Raw genomic sequence first — 15,658 nt, 5'->3', positions numbered from 1 at the left:
CCAGGACGGTAAACTTGATCGAAACAATCAGATTTTTACTATGAAGCTGAAGGGAAGTGCACGGAATGAGCAAATTGGACCTCGTCGACATCCGGCTCCTCCTGGAGTTGGTCCGCGATCCGCGGGCACAGATCGGGGAACTCAGCGAGCACCTCGGGGTGGCACGTAACACCGCTCAATCACGGATCCGACGGCTGCTCCGCTCCGGGACCCTCCGGTCAAGCGGCAGGGAACTCGATCTGGAGGCCCTCAACTACGACGTCGCCGCCTTCGTCACCATTGAAGTGGCCCACCGCGAACTGGACGGCGTCATAGCGGGCCTGCGCCGCCTCTATCAGGTGCTTGAGGTGCACGAGATCTCTGGTCGGGGTGATATCTGGTGCCGGGTGACCGCAACGGATACCCATCACCTGCAATCAGCGCTGCGATCGATCCTCCGCATTAAAGGAGTCATCAGGACCGAAACGGTCCTCGCCCTGCACGAGCACATCCCTTACCGCACCGAACCCCTGCTACGGTCCCTCGCCGACGAATCGTAATTTTCTCTCCGGCTCTCATGTGCGTCTCATCTATTGGGGGGATACTGGGACGATGAAGTCCTCGGTGCTCCCCGCCTGGTTGGTAGGTGCGGTGTGCGCTGGTGGTCTAATGGCTGCCGGCGCCGGGCTGATTGGCTCCCTGCACGATCCCGTTCCCGAAGACCTTGGTTCATCAGTGGTCGATATTGCTCCCACTACTCCTCCGGCTACGCCAACCACCCAGTCGCCTACCCCGTCGCCCACGGCCGGGGTAGAGGACGACGGCGTCCAGTCCGACCAGGCTCTCCCACCAACATCGGACGCGCCCGCTCCGCCGGAGGTCGTGCCGGCACCACTCCCCGTTCCCTGGAACGGCGACGATCCCGATGACCTCCTGGACGACAACGGAGGCCTCGACGACGGTGACGACGGTGGGGGTGACGACAGCGGCGGCGGGGATGATGGCGGCGACGACGACAACGGTGGCGGCGGGGATGACGGAGATGACTAGGCCGTCGCGCAGCCCGGGCACCGACGTGCTTCGACCCGCCCCCGGCCATCACCACGATCAGCTGCCACAGGCACCGGCCAGCCTACCGCACCCCGCGCCCGAGGCTCCCGGACGGACCCTCCCCCCGGAATCCGACCAACCGCCTATACCCGGGCACGGGAAGACCACGGCACCGCGTTCCGGACGGGGACGGCGCACCTGGGTGCGGGTCATCTCAACACTGCGAGGCTATTGGACAGTCAGGACCCGGGTGCTCGGAGCGGTGCTCGCGTTGTCAGCCTTGGGGCTGGTGGTGGCGGGATCCGCCGCGTATGCTCTGCAGCGGAGCGACATCAACGCCGACATGGACAACTCGCTGGAACGCGAATTTCTTGAGTTCGAATCGCTCCTCGATACTGGCATCGACCCGACGACACGTGAAGACTTCACCGAGGCCGAAGAGCTCATCTTCGTAGCCATGCAGCGCACCCTCCCCGCGCCCAACGAAGGGATGTTGGGTATGCGGGACGGTGAAGTGGTACTGCTGGCCAATCCTGCGGTGCGACTCCGGCTGGAAAATGATCAGGAGCTGGTCGACTTCGTGGCGACGCAGGCGGACCTGTCACGGGTCAGTGTCTCAAGTATTTCGACGGCGCAGACCACATACCGCACGTTGATCGTCCCCATCCAGCTGTCGGGCGACTCCTCCCCCAGCCAGTATGTCCTGGCTTTCGACGCGCGGGCCGAGCACGGGCAACTCAACCAGACCTTCGCCACTTTCGCCCTGATCAGTTTCGGCACACTGGTCTTCATCGGCGTGGTTGGCTGGCTGTTGGTCGGCAACCTTCTCTTGCCGATCAGGTTGTTGCGCGACACCGCCCAGCGCATCGGGGATTCGGACCTTTCCGAGCGGATACCCGTGTCTGGGAACGACGATCTGTCGGACCTTACCCGCACGGTCAACGCGATGCTGGAACGGCTTGAGGGGTCCTTCACCTCGCAGCGCCAACTGCTCGACGACGTCGGCCACGAGTTGCGCACACCGATCACCATTGTGCAGGGGCACCTCGAACTGCAGGACTCCGGCGATCCCACTGACGTCGCAGCGGTGCGGGGAATCGCGTTGGATGAGCTGGACCGGATGCGGTTACTCGTGGATGACCTGGTCACGCTCGCCGGTATTACCCGGCCCGGTTTTGTGCGTCAGGAAATGGTGGCTGTCGGGCGGCTCACCGACGAGGTCCTCGATAAGGCACGCCCGTTGGGGTCACGGCGCTGGACCATCGACGCGCGGGCCGAATCCTCCTCCCTGCTTGACTCCCGTCGGATTACCCAGGCGTGGTTGCAGCTTGTTGTCAACGCGGTGAAATTCTCGAATGACGGGTCGACCATTGCCGTGGGCTCCCGGCTGGACCACGACGGGTTGGCGCTCTGGGTACGGGATGAGGGAATCGGGGTCCCGGCGGAAGACCGGCAGCGGATCTTCGAACGTTTCGCCCGGGGCGCGCACAGCCGACGGACGGAAGGGTCGGGTCTCGGTTTGACGATTGTCAGCGCCATTGTGGGCGCCCACGGCGGGACGGTTCGGCTGGAGTCATCCCGCGGCCGCGGGTCAACGTTCACCATGGTGCTGCCGCTCGATCAGCGGGCGGCAGACAAATCAGAGGAAGTAAGAGATTGAGCCAGATCCTAATTGTCGAGGATGAGGACCGCATCAGCTCGTTTGTTGCCAAGGGTCTTCGGTCGGCGGGATACGCCCCGACCGTCGCCGACAACGGCAGGGACGGCTACCATCTTGCACAGACCGGGGATTTCGAGCTGATTGTGCTCGACCTGGGTTTACCTGACCAGGATGGGTTCACTGTGCTGCGGCGCCTTCGGGAGTCCAGGAACAACACTCCGGTCATCATCCTGTCGGCGAGGAGCTCCATCGACGACACCGTCGCCGGGCTGGAGGGCGGCGCTGACGACTATATGGCCAAGCCATTCCGGTTCGAGGAACTGCTCGCCCGGGTGCGCCTGCGATTACGCCAGGAGACGCCAACCGCTGACAGTTCCGTATTGACCCACCAGGACCTCCAGCTCGATCTCAGGACTCGTCGCGCAGCTGTGAGCGGGAAAGAAGTTGATCTGTCGGCCCGCGAGTTTGCCCTGGCTGAGGCATTTCTGCGGAACCCCGGCCAGGTACTGAGCCGTGAACAGCTGCTTTCCCGGGTCTGGGGCTACGACTTCGATCCGGGTTCCAACGTGGTGGATGTGTACGTCCGCTATCTTCGCAACAAACTTGGAGCGCAACGCTTCACCACTGTCCGCGGGATGGGATACCGGCTGACGACGTCGGACGAGTCCTGAGGCATCCTTAACGCCAGAGACTGGGCCCTGATTACCGAGGCATGGGTCTCCCTGGCCTGAGTCTCCGAGTGAATGAGGGTGGGGGCTCCGGAGTGCTTGGGGGAACACTCCGGAGCCCCGGCAAAGAGGGTGGGCCCACCACGGCGGACCGGCCCTGTGATCTATCTAGCCTCCGCTGGAGGCGCTGGGGGCGGACACCCCACTGGAGCCCGAGAAGTCGACGTTTCCACCGGAGGGCGGAACCGGTGCCGGAGCGGGGACCACAACTGGGGCCGGGGCGGGCGCGGGGGCTGGTGCCGGTGCGGGGGCTGGTGCCGGTGCGGGGGCTGGTGCCGGGGCAGGTGCAGGTGCCGGAGACACGGGCGGTGGGACTGATGAGGCGCTGGCAGCAGTTGGCGCCGAGGCTTCGGCGGTCCGGGGAGAGGGCGATGGAGTGGGGTCCCCGCTATCGAGGATGGTGGCGCCACTCTCGGTGTCCTTGCTGGGCCGGACATCATCGCGGGACGCAGCCTCGTCGGTGGACCCTTCTCTATCGGCCCGGTTGATCCCGGAGCCAAGGTCCAGGGGGTCATGAGTACTGTCGGCGACTGCGACTCCCAGACCGAGTGCCATCACGCTCAAGGAGCCGGTGGCGATCCAGATGTTTCGCTTGTGCACGGTGAGGTCCTTTCAAGATCCGTGATGAATGTCTATACCCACCACTGTGCACTGCGATTGTGAGACGGAAAGGAGCTGATCATGAGAGACCTCTCACAATCGGTCAGTGCCGGAGCGCCAGCGCCTGATCGGCGAGGCTCTCGGCAATGGCAAGTCGCTGCAGGGCGTCAGACTTCCAGGAGATAGGGTCCTGTGCCGTCGCCCGGTGCTTTGCCCCGGCGACGAGGGTCAGAGCCACCCCGGCGGCGCGGCCCCGAAGGGCCGCTGGCTGCACTTCCTGGTCGAAGGCCGCCAGGAAGCGCTGCAAAGCCTCGGGAATATGGCTGTAACGACGATCCACGGCGGGCAGCACCGCCAGGTGTCCGATGAAGCAGGCCAGATCGTCCACCAGATGCCCGGGGCCGAGGGCGTCGACATCGAGCAGTCCTGAGATGGTGTCGCCCGTGACGAGGAGGTTTGCCTCGTAGAAATCTCCGTGAGCGGGAACTCTGGGACCGGCGTCCACCTCGGTCACTAACCGGTGGACCGTTGCGGCGAGAGCCAGGATCCGCGGTTCCTCACTGGGCAATACTGCTATCGCTCCCCGTGCATAGTCCTTGACGCGGACTGACCACGCCGGACGGTCCGGGAGGTGCAGCGCTGCCGTGGGAAGGCTGCGCAGCAGATTCACGAGTGTGCGGGGTTGGAGGGATCGCGCGCCGTCGCTCATCAGGAGTTCCGCGAGCGGCGTCCCAGCAGCGGGAAGCATTGCCAGCACGTCCTGGGCTGGCACCTCGATCAGGGACGGCGCTGGGATGCCTGCGTTGATGAGCAACCGGTGCCGCTCGGCGAGGTGGGCGCCCTGCCCGCTGCGCAATACCTTGAGGTAGCGGCGCTCACCCGCGATGTCAGCCGTCAGGACTGCCCGTCGGAGGGGCCGGTAGCTGACGGTCGCGAGCACGGGTAGGGCGCCGGCGAAGAGCGCTGTGCCCACTGCGGCAGCGTCACAGGCCCAGGACAGTCCCGGCAGCAAGGGGTCGTTGGGGTGCTGCCATACGGTGAGGGTAGGGCCGCCGTCGGGACTGCTGAGCTGGACGGTGGCTGGGGTGTCCGTCGGCACCGTGGCCGTGCTGATGCACAGGAACTCGGCGGCGGCTGATCCGTGTTCCGCTTCGGTCTGGACCTGGTAGATGCCGGTCGCCCCGGCCCCCGGCCGGTGGTGGACCTGAACGAGCGACCAACCGGTGAGCTCTCTCCCCAACGTTGCCAGAGCGAGGCGCAGCGGTTCCGCGGCGCCGTCGCCTTCCAGCAGGCGCAGTTGCGCAGCTTCAGCCCCGGAATCAGGGTGCGTGGGATTAGGCCCGGCGACGCTGCAGGACGTCATCGAGGTTCATCCTGCCAGTGGTGGGATGCGCGGTAGGGCCGCTGACCGATGACTGGTCTGCGCCGTCGATTGCTGGTGGAGTGGCGCCCTGTTTCAGGGAGGTCTTTGCCTGGGCCTTGGGAGTCTCAGGAAGTTCGAGCGGCGCTGGAGCCTGACGTTCAGCCTTCGCTGCCGCGACGTACATCGGCTTGGGTACCTCGACCGGCTGCCAGGGTGTCCCCACTGTCTGGGGAGCCTGGTGTGCGGGCTCGGCATCCGAGGCTGGTGAGCCAACCACCGACGGGTTGGCGCCGGCGGCGACGGCGAGGGCGGCCCGCCGTAGTTCGGTGGCGGTCAGGTTCGATGCAGCGGGGACAGTCCGCGTGGCGGCTGGGGTCCCGTTGTCGACTGGGCCGGACGTCTCGGCGTCGAAAAGGTTGGTTTCGCGGCGTGGCGGCTGAATGGCGCTGGTGCGGGGGACATCCGAACGCGCTGACATCGCGTCGGCGAAGGCAGCCTCGACCATTCGTCGCCGGTCCCGGATGGCGAGGACGCGAAGCCCGGCTACGGCAAGGAGGAACACCAGGAACGCAACGCCAGGCAGGATGCCGGGAACGACCGAGAGCACCGCGAGGGGTATGCAGACGACCGCTGCCAGCAGTGCGGTTGCGCCCACGAGCGCAACCGCGGTGCGGCCACGCTTGATGCTGAACTCAGTTCCTTCGGTCGGACTGGCGCTAGGCGCTCCGGCCGCACGGGTGTGGGAGGCGTCGTTGCTGTGTCCGGACATTTCCATGATGCTCCCCTGAGAGACTCGGCTCTCGGCTGTGACGGGCGGTACTAGGGCAGAGGTGGTAACCGGATCGACCAGTAACGCTGGTCTGCGGATACGCAGAACGTAGGGGGCTACCCAGATCAGCCAGAGACCGACGATCGCGGCAAGCACCACCGAGCTGTTCATAGAGAAGTCCACGTCTAAAACGGTAGGTCGTAGACGCTACTCAGGAGGGTATTGCCGGGGGTGTGTCGTCGCCGGGTTGGCGCACACCCGGGCCGCTGCGACCCGACGACTGGCGCTCCCGCCAGCGGACCAACAGTCCTTCGGGCACCTCGTCACGGGTCAAGGCAAAGCTCCGGTGATCAGCCCATTCGCCGGCGATGTGCAGATAGCTCAGGCGCAGGCCTTCATCCCGGAATCCCAGCTTCTCGACAACCCTGAGACTCGCCGCATTCTCTGGCCGGATGTTGATTTCCATCCTGTGCAAACCCATGCTGTTGAAGCAGTAGTCGGTGACCAGGGCGACGGCGGTCGGCGCGATTCCCCGACCGGCGCGCTGGCTATCCACCCAATACCCGAGCGTCGCGTTCATCGCCGATCCCCAGACGATCGTCGATACGGTCAGTTGTCCAACGATCGCTGGCTCGCGGTGATCGGCGGTGCGTTCGGTGATCAGAAACGGCAGGCCGGTCGCGTCCCGCGCCTGCCTCCGCAGTGACCTCACCATCTCCGGGTAGCTGGGCAGGTAACCGCCCGGCGCCGGATTAGATGCCTCCCAGGGCGCCAACCACCCGGCGTTGCGCTGCCGGACGGCCGACCACTCTTTCCTGTCCCGAAGACGGACCGGCCGGAGCACCAGTTCGCCTGTCTCCAGCGTCACCGGCCAGGTGAATTGCCCGCTCATTGTCGTGGGCTAGTGGTCCAGGGTCCTGGTGAAGCTCTTCAGCCACGCCTGGAGGTCTGGCCCGAGGTCCTCGCGCTCCGAGGCGAGCGTCACCACTGCCTTGATGTAACTCAGCTTGTCGCCAGTGTCGTAGCGTCGTCCACGGAACACGACCCCGTAGACACCGGATCCTTCGCCCTCAGCGGAGGCGAGGGTCTGCAGGGCGTCGGTGAGCTGGATTTCCCCGCCACGACCCGGTCCGGTGGTTTCGAGGACGTCGAAGACTCTGGGGTGGAGCACGTACCGGCCGATGACGGCCAGGTTGGACGGAGCCTCGTCGACGGCCGGCTTCTCCACCAGCTCGCTGACCCGGACATAGTCCTCGCCGTCGATGGCGGAGATGTCAGCGCAGCCGTAGGCGCTGATCTGATCCGGATCAACTTCGATCAGGGCGATCACCGATCCACCGGTTTTCTCCTGCACTTCAATCATGGTCTGCAGCAGGACATCGCGCTCGTCGATGAGGTCATCGCCCAGCAGGACGGCGAACGGCTCGTTGCCGACGTGCAGCTTCGCCCGGAGCACAGCGTGCCCCAGACCCTTCGGATCGCCCTGGCGCAGGTAGTGGATGTCCCCGAGTTCGGAGGGGTACCGCACCGCTGCCAGCTTCTCAAGATCACCCTTGGCCTCAAGCGTCTGCTCGATGAACGGCACCCTGTCGAAGTGGTCCTCAAGCGAGCGCTTGTTTCGCCCAGTGATCATCAGGATGTCGGTCATGCCAGCATTGACTGCCTCCTCGACCACATACTGGATGGCTGGCTTGTCCACTACCGGGAGCATTTCCTTGGGCATCGCCTTGGTGGCGGGAAGAAAGCGCGTGCCAAGTCCCGCAGCGGGGATGACAGCCTTGTTCACTCGTGAGGTCATGACACCACCCTACATAACGGCAGCACCCTGATCGTGCCACCCCGCTGGGGGCGTCACCGGCGTGTGGGCCTCGGTAAAGTGTGAGCGTATGGAACCCACCACCCCTGCGGGGCTCAAGGAAGCAGCCCGGCATCGCTTCCGGGCCGAACGGCAGGCGATGTCCGACGCCGCCCGCTCGCGATCCTCTACCGGACTGCAGAAGCAGGTCATTGACTGGCTGGCACATCGGCCGGGGCCCGCCAACGGAGCTCTGGTGGCCGCTTACCTGTCGATGGACCCGGAACCCGGAACACTTGATCTCCTGGAGACGCTCACCCGGACGGGGATGGACGTCGTTGTGCCAATTTGCGAGCCGGCTTACCAGCTGTCCTGGTGCAGGTGGCACACCGGCGTCGAGCTGCGCCGCAGTCCCCGCGCACCCCTGCTCGAACCGGTCGGACAGCGATTCCACTATGCCGAGCTACTGGCTCGCCATGGCCGGTTCGCCCTCGTGCTGGTGCCCGGTCTCGCCGTCGACCGCAGCGGGACCCGGCTCGGCCAGGGCGGCGGCTACTACGACCGGTTCCTTGCCCAACTGCGGTCGGCGGTTCCGGATGTCACGGCAGCCGCCTACCTGTACGATCATGAACTGCTGCCGGAAGGATCACTGATCGCCACAGCACTGGACATGCCGCTCACCGGAGTCTTCACCCCCTCGGCGTTCCACCGGCTCGGGCCCGCCAGCACGGCGGTGTAGACTTGGCACTCGGGACCTTAGAGTGCCAGCCGGTACCGGTTTGGGTGATCAAGCCCCACATATTTAGCTCGTCCAGGAGGATTCCTTTGCCTACATACGCATACGCCTGTAGAGACTGCGATCACGCTTTCGACATCCATCAGGCCTTCTCTGATGACTCGCTGACTGTGTGCCCATCCTGCGATGGTTCGCTCCGCAAGAAGTTCAACAGCGTGGGGGTTGTCTTCAAGGGGTCAGGGTTCTACCGCAACGATTCCCGCGACAGCAAAAAGTCGATCGATGTCGGAACCAGCGGCTCAAGCGCAACCGCGTCGTCGTCTGAGACATCAACCGGCGGGTCCGACGGCGGAAGCACCACGCCCGCCAAGGAATCCGCGCCCGCGGCCAAGAAACCAACACCAACCACCAAGACCACTGCCGCCGCCAGCTAGGACTATCCCTCCACCGCGGCGGAATCGACGGCGGTTTGTCCACATAGGCCGCTCCGCTGGGCCACCAACGCCGCTGGCGTTCTAGCGTGGGTCAATGGCATCCGGAACGGTTTCCCAGCGGCAGGTATGGCCCCACCACGTCCTGCGCAGGTTCGTCTTTCGCAACCGTCGGTTACTGGCGGCACTCCTCTTGTGCCTGGCGGCAGCGGTCACCGTCGAGGCGTTGATCCCGGCCGGGCAGACACGGGTGAGCGTGGTTGCGGCGGCCGTGGACCTGCCAGTCGGCAAAGTCCTGACGGCCAGCGACTTGACTACCCTGAGCCTGCCGCCGGAGGCAGTCCCGTCCACCTCGTTCTACGATCCCGGCGCAGTGGTGGGGGAACAGCTTGCTACTCCCCTGCTCCGCGACGCAGTCCTTGCACCGACGGCCTTCGTGGGATCCGGGCTTCTCACGGGTGCCCCCGCAGGGACCGTAGCCGTACCGGTGCGTCCCGCCGAACAGTCGACAGTGCAGCTCCTGTCGGCGGGCCAGTACGTGGATGTGGTGCTCAGCTCGGGAAACGGATTCGAGGTTCCAACCACCTCAACGGTGATTGCCCGCGGGGTGCCGGTGCTGTGGACGTCAGCCTCGGCGGCGGCCAACCCAACGGGGCCCTGGCCCGGCGGCACCGATGGCGAGGGTCTGGTGGTGGTGGCGGCCGACCCATCGAACGCTGCCGCCCTGGCTGGGTCGTCCAGCAACGGCCAGGTGCATCTGGTCCTCACCAGCCCGCCCGCTGAGTCGGTGATGCCCTGACCCGCTCAGCTCAGCCGCAAAGCCAGCCGCAAACTCAGTCACAACCCAGCCGCGGCCTGGGTACCGGTGAGGCGCCCTTAGTCCCAGTGCGGCGGACGCTGGTCCTTCAACCACGCTTCGTGGGAATCGTCGGTCTCTCCCCAGGAGCGGGCCTCATCCTCCGCGGCGTGCTTGGGGAGTACCCCGTCGGATGACGGCAACCCGGCAGCCCCACCTGCCGGACCTCCATCGACCGCCGGCCGAGGTGATGCCTGACCATCCTGCGGGCTGCCGTTCATGGTCGTCCTGCTCTCTGAATGCCGGCCACTGCCTGATACCCCAGGGAGACCAAGGTAGCTCCCAATCAGGTCGGCGCAGCCGTTCGGGTCGGTGAACACTTCAATGGTCCAGAGGGGCATGTACCGCCAACCCATCCGTTCGAGGAGTTGGGGGCGGAGCCTACTGCGCTCCCTGACCGTCATGGTTCGGTACCGCTCGGTGCCGTCCGATTCGATGGCCATCGGCGGCGTCTGTGCCCCGCCGTCCGCCTCAGTGCTGGATGATCCGGCGGCTGGCGCGGCACCCGGTGCCACCGTGGCGACGATGTCGAGGACGCCGTCGTAGTGGTCGAGCACCTGAGCGCCCCGATCACGGAGACGGTTCACCAGATCGGCGACCAACGGGTCGTCGTTCACAGCCTGTGCGCCGGGAGCCGGCTGGGCCGGTGTTTCCAGGGCCGGGTCATTGGTCGGCTCGCCAAGCTCCCGCTCAAGCAATCCGTAGAAGTCCAGGGCACCGTTCTCGAGCCTGGTCGGGTCAAGATCTGTGGGCAGGAAGCAGGTCACCACGTGCAGCTGGTGGCGTGCCCGGGTCATGGCTGTGACGAATCGGCCCCGCCCATCGGGCGCGGATAGTGGGCCGAAGTTGTGTAGCGCCCTGCCGTGCGGCGTTCTGCCGAAGCCCAGGGAGAAGATCACGCAATCCCGGGTGAGGCCGGCGGCGCGTTCCACGGGTACTACCCTGAAGGATTCCCGGCCGGGAGCGAAAAAGTCGGCCGCCCACGGCAGATCCGCCATGCGCTGCCTGATGGCCTGGCCCAGGCGCCCGGCATGGCGGGCACTGGCAGTAACAACCGCCAGGGAGCTGCTGGGACGGCGGCGAATGTGTTCGAACACCAGGTCCACGACGCGGCCAACCTCGGCGGCAACGCTCTCCACCCCTGCCTGATCGGCGCTGGGCATCCCGGTGCCGTCAGGCAGATAGTCAACGGTGAGGGCCCTCCCTGCGCCGGTGACTTCGGCGCCGTGTGGTAACCGGGAAAGCCTGCTCTCGTAAAAGGTCTCGCTGAGGTACCCGGTCAGAGCCTTATCGACGCCGCGGTACACCACGCTCAACGCGACAGCCGGAAGCGTGGTGGAGAGGGCAGCATAGACGCTGGTCAGCTGGTCGGTGCCCGGCACTGATTCGGCTCCCACGCTGAAGCTCTGGGGACCGCCGAGCCGGTCGTCTCCGAAGGCAATAATCTGGCGTCCCCGGGCCAGAGCGGGAACAGCTGACTGCAGGGAGATGGATTCGGCGTCGAGGATGATCACCGCGTCGAAGGTCTTGTCCGCCGGTAAGACCATCGGCAGCATCAGTGGGCTGGCAGCCCAGACCGGCATCAACGCCGTCACCAGATCGTCGTCCTGCGCGCTGAGCCCTGCGAGGTCGAGCGTCCCGGTTCGGAGCAACTCCTTCAGCGTCTCCGCCTCAGCAGGGTGCGCGGCCAGCGCGGTGCGCCACCGTTCGGCGAGGGCAAACCGAAGCCGCCCGGGGCCGGAGGCGATGTGCGCGTTGTCGGCCAGCCGGTAATCAGCTTCCAGCCGGCGCAGGCTTCCGCCGTCGGACATTGCAAGGTAATCGTCGCCACTGATCATCGCGTCGAGTGCCGATTGCCACCATGCGAGCTCCAGTTCGGAACCCACCTGCCGCGGCCCCACCTCGCGGCGAGCCAGGTCATCGAGCAATTCGCCCAGTCCGTGCTCGCGCATCTCGTCGAGGAGGAGCGTACGTTCCGGCAGGGTGGCGAGGGTCTGCTTGTCCCGCGCCAGTTCGGCCAGGCGGTGACCGAGGTCGTCCAGCGGCATGGCAGCCAGGTCAACGTGACCGGGCGTGGTGGAGAGCACCTTGGTGAGCTCGTCCAGTTCACGCCGGATCTTGTGGTGGAAACTGTTGATTTCCGCGAGACCGGTAGGCACCGCGGGGTGCCGTTCGGTGGTGGCGTAGCGGGTCCACAGCGTCCGCTGTTGCTGGACCTCCACCAGGGACGTGTGCAGGTCAGCAATATGCACACCGGGACGCACATACTCTTTGGCCACCCGGCGCAACCGTGAGCGGGTCATCGAACTCATTTCGATGGCCCGTTCGCGGCGCCAGGACGACGACGCGGTGGCAGTGATGAGGTCGGTGACCGGGCGGTCGAAAATGTCCGGCGTGAATTTATCGAGGCTGGCCCTCACCGCGGCGAGGAGTTCCAGCTGCTCACCCCACTCGGTGAACGAACCCCCCAGGCTGATCTGGGAATGATCGGCCACGCGCAGCACTTTGTCGCGGAGCAGGGGGATGTCCCGGGCCAGGTCAACAGCCAGCTCGTGCGCGCGTTCGGTTTCCTTGCGGTTCAGCAGCTTCGCCCCGTACCAGGGGCTGTCGACGGCTGAGGCACTGAAGCTGCCGAGCTCGGCAGCCCTGCGGAGCCTGCCCGTCAATTCGGCGCGGTCAGGGATGCTGTCCATCACGCTGCGCAGCAGGCGAACAGTTGTTGCCGGGGCCGGGTTCAGAGAGGTGAGCTCAGCGAGGGACTGCATCGCCTGGTAGGGAGAGCAACCCCAACGGCTTCGCACATTGTGCAGCGACTTCACATGATCCTGCAGCTGGTGGCGGTGATCCACTAGGGTCTGATGCAGCCCGTCGAGCTCGGGCCGGGTGGCTTTCTCGTTCCGGACGATGGCGCGGATCAGCTGATCTTTCAGCTGCTGTTCGTTGATGTTGGCGTTGAGTTGGAGGACCAACGACCCGAGGTTGAGCGTGTCGAGTTCCTGCACCAGCTCGTTGAGGGTGCCGCGGCGCTCGGCTACAACCAGCACGCTCTTGCCCTGCTCAGTGAGCGCCGCAACAGCGTTGAGTGCCGTCTGGGTCTGCCCTGAGCCGGGCGGCGACGACACCACCAGGGAGTGTCCCTGGGCGATCTGGTCGAGCACCTGCTGCTGCGCGGAGTCGGCGTCCCGGATCAGCAGTTCTTCGGCGGGGTGGCGTTCGTCGATGGGGGCCCCGGGGTCGGGCGCGCTGAGGGCGGTCGGCGCCGTCTGGCCGTCCTTGGCCGCACCCATCAGGGCGGCGAGGATCGGATGGTCGGGGCGGATGGCCGGATCGTCGGCAATGTCGGCGAGGTCGGCGAAGGTGGACACGAGGAGGTGATGCTCGATCGCCATCCCCCGTACCCCCTCGGTGAGGGCGCGGAGCCGGTCGAGGACCGGCAGCGGGTCAAACCTGGCGGTGCCGTAGGCGAGTTTGGCCACGGCCTCGGCATCGAGTGCCACACCCTGGGCGGAGCGCAGGTGACGCACGAGGGCGGGGTTCAATCGTGCATGCTCGGTGAGTTGTAGCTCGTAGTCGTCCTGGGACGCGTGCACTGTCAATGACACGGCGGTGAGGAGCACTGGTGCAGTCAACGATTCTGACCTGCCGTCATCGTCGACGCTGCGCCACGCGGCGGTCCCCGCTGCCAGGTAGCCGACGTCGATCCCGCGCTCGGTGCCGAGCTCGTAGATCTTCGCCCGGAGCACCCGGGCGGCCTTCATCGCTGCCGCGTACTGGCCCGGGTCGCGAAGCAGTGTGGACAGCCGGGTGCGACGGCCAGCGAGCAGCTGGGCCAGCCCTGACGGGTGGGCATGCGTCAGATCAATACTGTTGGACGCCGCTGCCGAGAAGTGGAGCAGGGTGTCAGTGCCCGCGTGGGTGCCGAGCTGCTTGAGCCACGGCAGCAGAAAATTCCCAGCGGAACCCCCGGGATCCTGCACTGACACGGTGGTCTCCTTTTCTTCGGTTATTTTTGACGGTCTCGACCAGAGGGGCATGTCTTCCAAGCTATCCGACAAGGGGCCTGCGGACGGGGCCGCAACACCGGGAACGGGCAAATACCCGGACCCGGATCCAGCCGGCTACTCCCACTCGATGGTGCCAGGCGGCTTGCTGGTGATATCCAGCACCACCCGGTTTACTCCTTCAACCTCATTGGTGATCCGGTTTGAAATCCGGGCCAGCAGGTCGTACGGCAGGCGCGACCAGTCGGCGGTCATGGCGTCCTCACTGGAGACGGGACGCAACACGATCGGGTGGCCGTAGGTGCGGCCGTCGCCCTGCACGCCGACGCTTCGGACATCGGCCAGAAGGACCACCGGCATCTGCCAGACCTCGTCGTCCAGTCCGGCGGCGGTCAGCTCGGCCCGGGCGATGGCGTCGGCCCGCCGCAGCAGGCCCAACCGCTCCTGCGTGATGTCCCCGACAATCCTGATTCCCAGGCCCGGACCGGGGAATGGCTGACGCCCAACGATTTCAGCGGGAAGCCCCAGCTGGGCCCCGACGGCCCGGACCTCATCCTTGAACAGCGCACGGAGGGGTTCCACCAGCTCAAACTGGAGGTCCTCGGGGAGCCCACCGACGTTGTGGTGGCTTTTGATGTTCGCTGCACCTTCCCCGCCCCCGGATTCGACCACGTCAGGGTAAAGCGTTCCCTGGACCAGGAACTTGATCTTCTCGCCGTGAGCCTGCGCCTGGGCAATGATGGCCCGTTCGGCTTCCTCAAACGCGCGAATGAACTCGCGGCCGATGATCTTGCGTTTGGTCTCGGGGTCGCTGACCCCGGCGAGCGCGTCGAGGAACCTCTTCTGTTCGTTGGCCACGTACAGGTTCACACCGGTGGCTGCGACGAAGTCGCGTTCCACCTGCTCCGCTTCGCCTTCGCGAAGCAGTCCATGGTCAACGAAGACACAGGTCAGCTGGTCGCCCACGGCGCGCTGCACCAGTGCGGCGGCGACGGCGGAGTCCACGCCCCCGGACAGCCCGCAGATGACGCGGGCATCTCCGACCTGCGCCCGGATGCGTTCCACCTGTTCCTCGACGATGTTGCCGGTTGTCCAGTTGGCGTCGAGGCGTGCCCCCTTGAACAGGAAGTTCTCCAGCACTTGCTGGCCATGCGAGGAGTGCTTCACTTCGGGGTGCCATTGCACTCCGTAGAGGCGCCGATCCTCGTCGGCGAACGCGGCCACCGGGGCTCCGGCGGTGCTGGCGAGGACCTCGAAGCCCTCGGGGGCTGATTGCACGCTGTCGCCGTGGCTCATCCACGCATTCTGATGCTCGGGGATACCGTCGAGCAGTGAACCGCCGGCGCCGGTCGCGGCGACGTCGGTTGAGCCGTATTCCCGGAGCCCCGTCTTGGCGACAGAACCGCCGAGGGCTGAGGCCATCGCCTGGAAGCCGTAGCAGATGCCCAGCACGGGCACGCCTGCTGCGAACAACTCAGGATCGACCCGGGGTGCTCCCTCTGCGTAGACACTGGAGGGGCCGCCGGACAGGATGATCGCCAACGGATTCTTCGCCAGGAGTGCTGCCGTATCGAGGGTGTGGGGAACCACTTCCGAGTACACGTCGGCGTCTCGAACCCTGCGGGCGATCAACTGCGCATACTGGGCGCCGTAGTCCACCACCAGCACCGGCCGGTGGCCGGTCTCGGAT

The 15,658-nt window shown here is 65.9% G+C and carries 14 protein-coding genes; 7 read left to right on the top strand and 7 right to left on the bottom strand.

Translation table 11 applies throughout. The annotated features are described in order from the left end of the window. Nucleotides 1–65: 65 nt before the first annotated feature. From IWX62_RS04915 to IWX62_RS04900, 4 genes are all read left to right on the top strand, one after another. Nucleotides 66–539: an Lrp/AsnC family transcriptional regulator gene (locus IWX62_RS04915; protein WP_196840260.1), complete on the top strand. Its 474-nt coding sequence runs from the start codon at nt 66–68 to the stop codon at nt 537–539. A gap of 109 nt (nt 540–648) precedes the next feature. Further along, on the top strand, nt 649–1,029 hold the full coding sequence (locus IWX62_RS04910) for a hypothetical protein (protein WP_333483217.1): 381 nt from the start codon (nt 649–651) through the stop codon (nt 1,027–1,029). Continuing rightward, the gene (locus IWX62_RS04905) at nt 1,022–2,689 is read left to right on the top strand and encodes an ATP-binding protein (RefSeq protein WP_196840258.1); all 1,668 of its coding nucleotides are present in this window, start codon (nt 1,022–1,024) and stop codon (nt 2,687–2,689) included. The genes IWX62_RS04910 and IWX62_RS04905 overlap by 8 nt, the downstream gene beginning before the upstream one ends. After that, nucleotides 2,686–3,360, top strand: coding sequence for a response regulator transcription factor (locus IWX62_RS04900; protein ID WP_196840257.1), 675 nt, complete (start codon nt 2,686–2,688; stop codon nt 3,358–3,360). The genes IWX62_RS04905 and IWX62_RS04900 overlap by 4 nt, the downstream gene beginning before the upstream one ends. A 165-nt stretch (nt 3,361–3,525) precedes the next feature. On the opposite strand, the gene IWX62_RS04895 is transcribed toward IWX62_RS04900, so the two are convergent. The 5 genes from IWX62_RS04895 to galU all read right to left on the bottom strand — a co-directional run bounded on the left by IWX62_RS04895 (nt 3,526) and on the right by galU (nt 7,947). After that, nucleotides 3,526–4,017: a hypothetical protein gene (locus IWX62_RS04895; RefSeq protein ID WP_196840447.1), complete on the bottom strand. Its 492-nt coding sequence runs from the start codon at nt 4,015–4,017 to the stop codon at nt 3,526–3,528. 103 nt (nt 4,018–4,120) lie between these two features. Next, a complete protein-coding gene (locus IWX62_RS04890) occupies nt 4,121–5,380 on the bottom strand; it encodes a phosphotransferase (RefSeq protein WP_196840256.1) in 1,260 nt (419 codons plus the stop codon). After that, the gene (locus IWX62_RS04885) at nt 5,352–6,332 is read right to left on the bottom strand and encodes a hypothetical protein (protein WP_196840255.1); all 981 of its coding nucleotides are present in this window, start codon (nt 6,330–6,332) and stop codon (nt 5,352–5,354) included. Before IWX62_RS04885 ends, IWX62_RS04890 begins: the two co-directional genes overlap by 29 nt. 28 nt (nt 6,333–6,360) lie before the next feature. Continuing rightward, nucleotides 6,361–7,041 (bottom strand): GNAT family N-acetyltransferase, encoded by a 681-nt coding sequence (locus IWX62_RS04880; RefSeq protein WP_196840254.1) that lies wholly within the window; start codon nt 7,039–7,041, stop codon nt 6,361–6,363. A gap of 9 nt (nt 7,042–7,050) precedes the next feature. Next, entirely contained in the window at nt 7,051–7,947 is an 897-nt protein-coding gene (gene galU, locus IWX62_RS04875; protein ID WP_196840253.1) for a UTP--glucose-1-phosphate uridylyltransferase GalU, read from the bottom strand. Nucleotides 7,948–8,035: 88 nt separating this feature from the next. Between galU and IWX62_RS04870 the strand changes: the two genes are divergently transcribed. From IWX62_RS04870 to IWX62_RS04860, 3 genes are all read left to right on the top strand, one after another. After that, on the top strand, nt 8,036–8,683 hold the full coding sequence (locus tag IWX62_RS04870; RefSeq protein ID WP_196840252.1) for a 5-formyltetrahydrofolate cyclo-ligase: 648 nt from the start codon (nt 8,036–8,038) through the stop codon (nt 8,681–8,683). 86 nt (nt 8,684–8,769) lie between these two features. Then, complete coding sequence (locus IWX62_RS04865) at nt 8,770–9,114, top strand: FmdB family zinc ribbon protein (protein ID WP_196840251.1); 345 nt, start codon at nt 8,770–8,772, stop codon at nt 9,112–9,114. 94 nt (nt 9,115–9,208) lie between these two features. Further along, nucleotides 9,209–9,910: an RcpC/CpaB family pilus assembly protein gene (locus IWX62_RS04860; RefSeq protein WP_196840250.1), complete on the top strand. Its 702-nt coding sequence runs from the start codon at nt 9,209–9,211 to the stop codon at nt 9,908–9,910. A gap of 77 nt (nt 9,911–9,987) precedes the next feature. Here IWX62_RS04860 and IWX62_RS04855 read toward each other — a convergent pair whose 3' ends face one another. Both IWX62_RS04855 and guaA read right to left on the bottom strand, forming a co-directional pair. After that, the gene (locus tag IWX62_RS04855; RefSeq protein ID WP_196840249.1) at nt 9,988–14,001 is read right to left on the bottom strand and encodes a DUF4011 domain-containing protein; all 4,014 of its coding nucleotides are present in this window, start codon (nt 13,999–14,001) and stop codon (nt 9,988–9,990) included. Between the two features lie 84 nt (nt 14,002–14,085). Continuing rightward, a complete protein-coding gene (gene guaA, locus IWX62_RS04850) occupies nt 14,086–15,636 on the bottom strand; it encodes a glutamine-hydrolyzing GMP synthase (RefSeq protein WP_196840428.1) in 1,551 nt (516 codons plus the stop codon). Nucleotides 15,637–15,658 lie beyond the last annotated feature (22 nt).

The sequence above is a fragment of the Arthrobacter sp. CAN_A1 genome (genome assembly GCF_015751665.1).
Classification (GTDB): Bacteria; Actinomycetota; Actinomycetes; order Actinomycetales; family Micrococcaceae; genus Arthrobacter_D.
Note: the sequence above shows the minus strand (reverse complement) of the source record. Positions and strands in the feature narration are given on the sequence as shown.

What these genes read in the sequence shown, in the direction of transcription:
- IWX62_RS04870 (WP_196840252.1), top strand. Translation starts at nt 8,036, where the DNA reads ATGGAACCCACCACCCCTGCGGGGCTCAAGGAAGCAGCCCGGCATCGC.
- IWX62_RS04905 (WP_196840258.1), top strand. Translation starts at nt 1,022, where the DNA reads ATGACTAGGCCGTCGCGCAGCCCGGGCACCGACGTGCTTCGACCCGCC.
- IWX62_RS04915 (WP_196840260.1), top strand. Translation starts at nt 66, where the DNA reads ATGAGCAAATTGGACCTCGTCGACATCCGGCTCCTCCTGGAGTTGGTC.
- IWX62_RS04880 (WP_196840254.1), bottom strand. Translation starts at nt 7,041, where the DNA reads ATGAGCGGGCAATTCACCTGGCCGGTGACGCTGGAGACAGGCGAACTG.
- IWX62_RS04860 (WP_196840250.1), top strand. Translation starts at nt 9,209, where the DNA reads ATGGCATCCGGAACGGTTTCCCAGCGGCAGGTATGGCCCCACCACGTC.
- IWX62_RS04855 (WP_196840249.1), bottom strand. Translation starts at nt 14,001, where the DNA reads ATGCCCCTCTGGTCGAGACCGTCAAAAATAACCGAAGAAAAGGAGACC.
- IWX62_RS04890 (WP_196840256.1), bottom strand. Translation starts at nt 5,380, where the DNA reads ATGACGTCCTGCAGCGTCGCCGGGCCTAATCCCACGCACCCTGATTCC.
- galU (WP_196840253.1), bottom strand. Translation starts at nt 7,947, where the DNA reads ATGACCTCACGAGTGAACAAGGCTGTCATCCCCGCTGCGGGACTTGGC.
- IWX62_RS04910 (WP_333483217.1), top strand. Translation starts at nt 649, where the DNA reads ATGGCTGCCGGCGCCGGGCTGATTGGCTCCCTGCACGATCCCGTTCCC.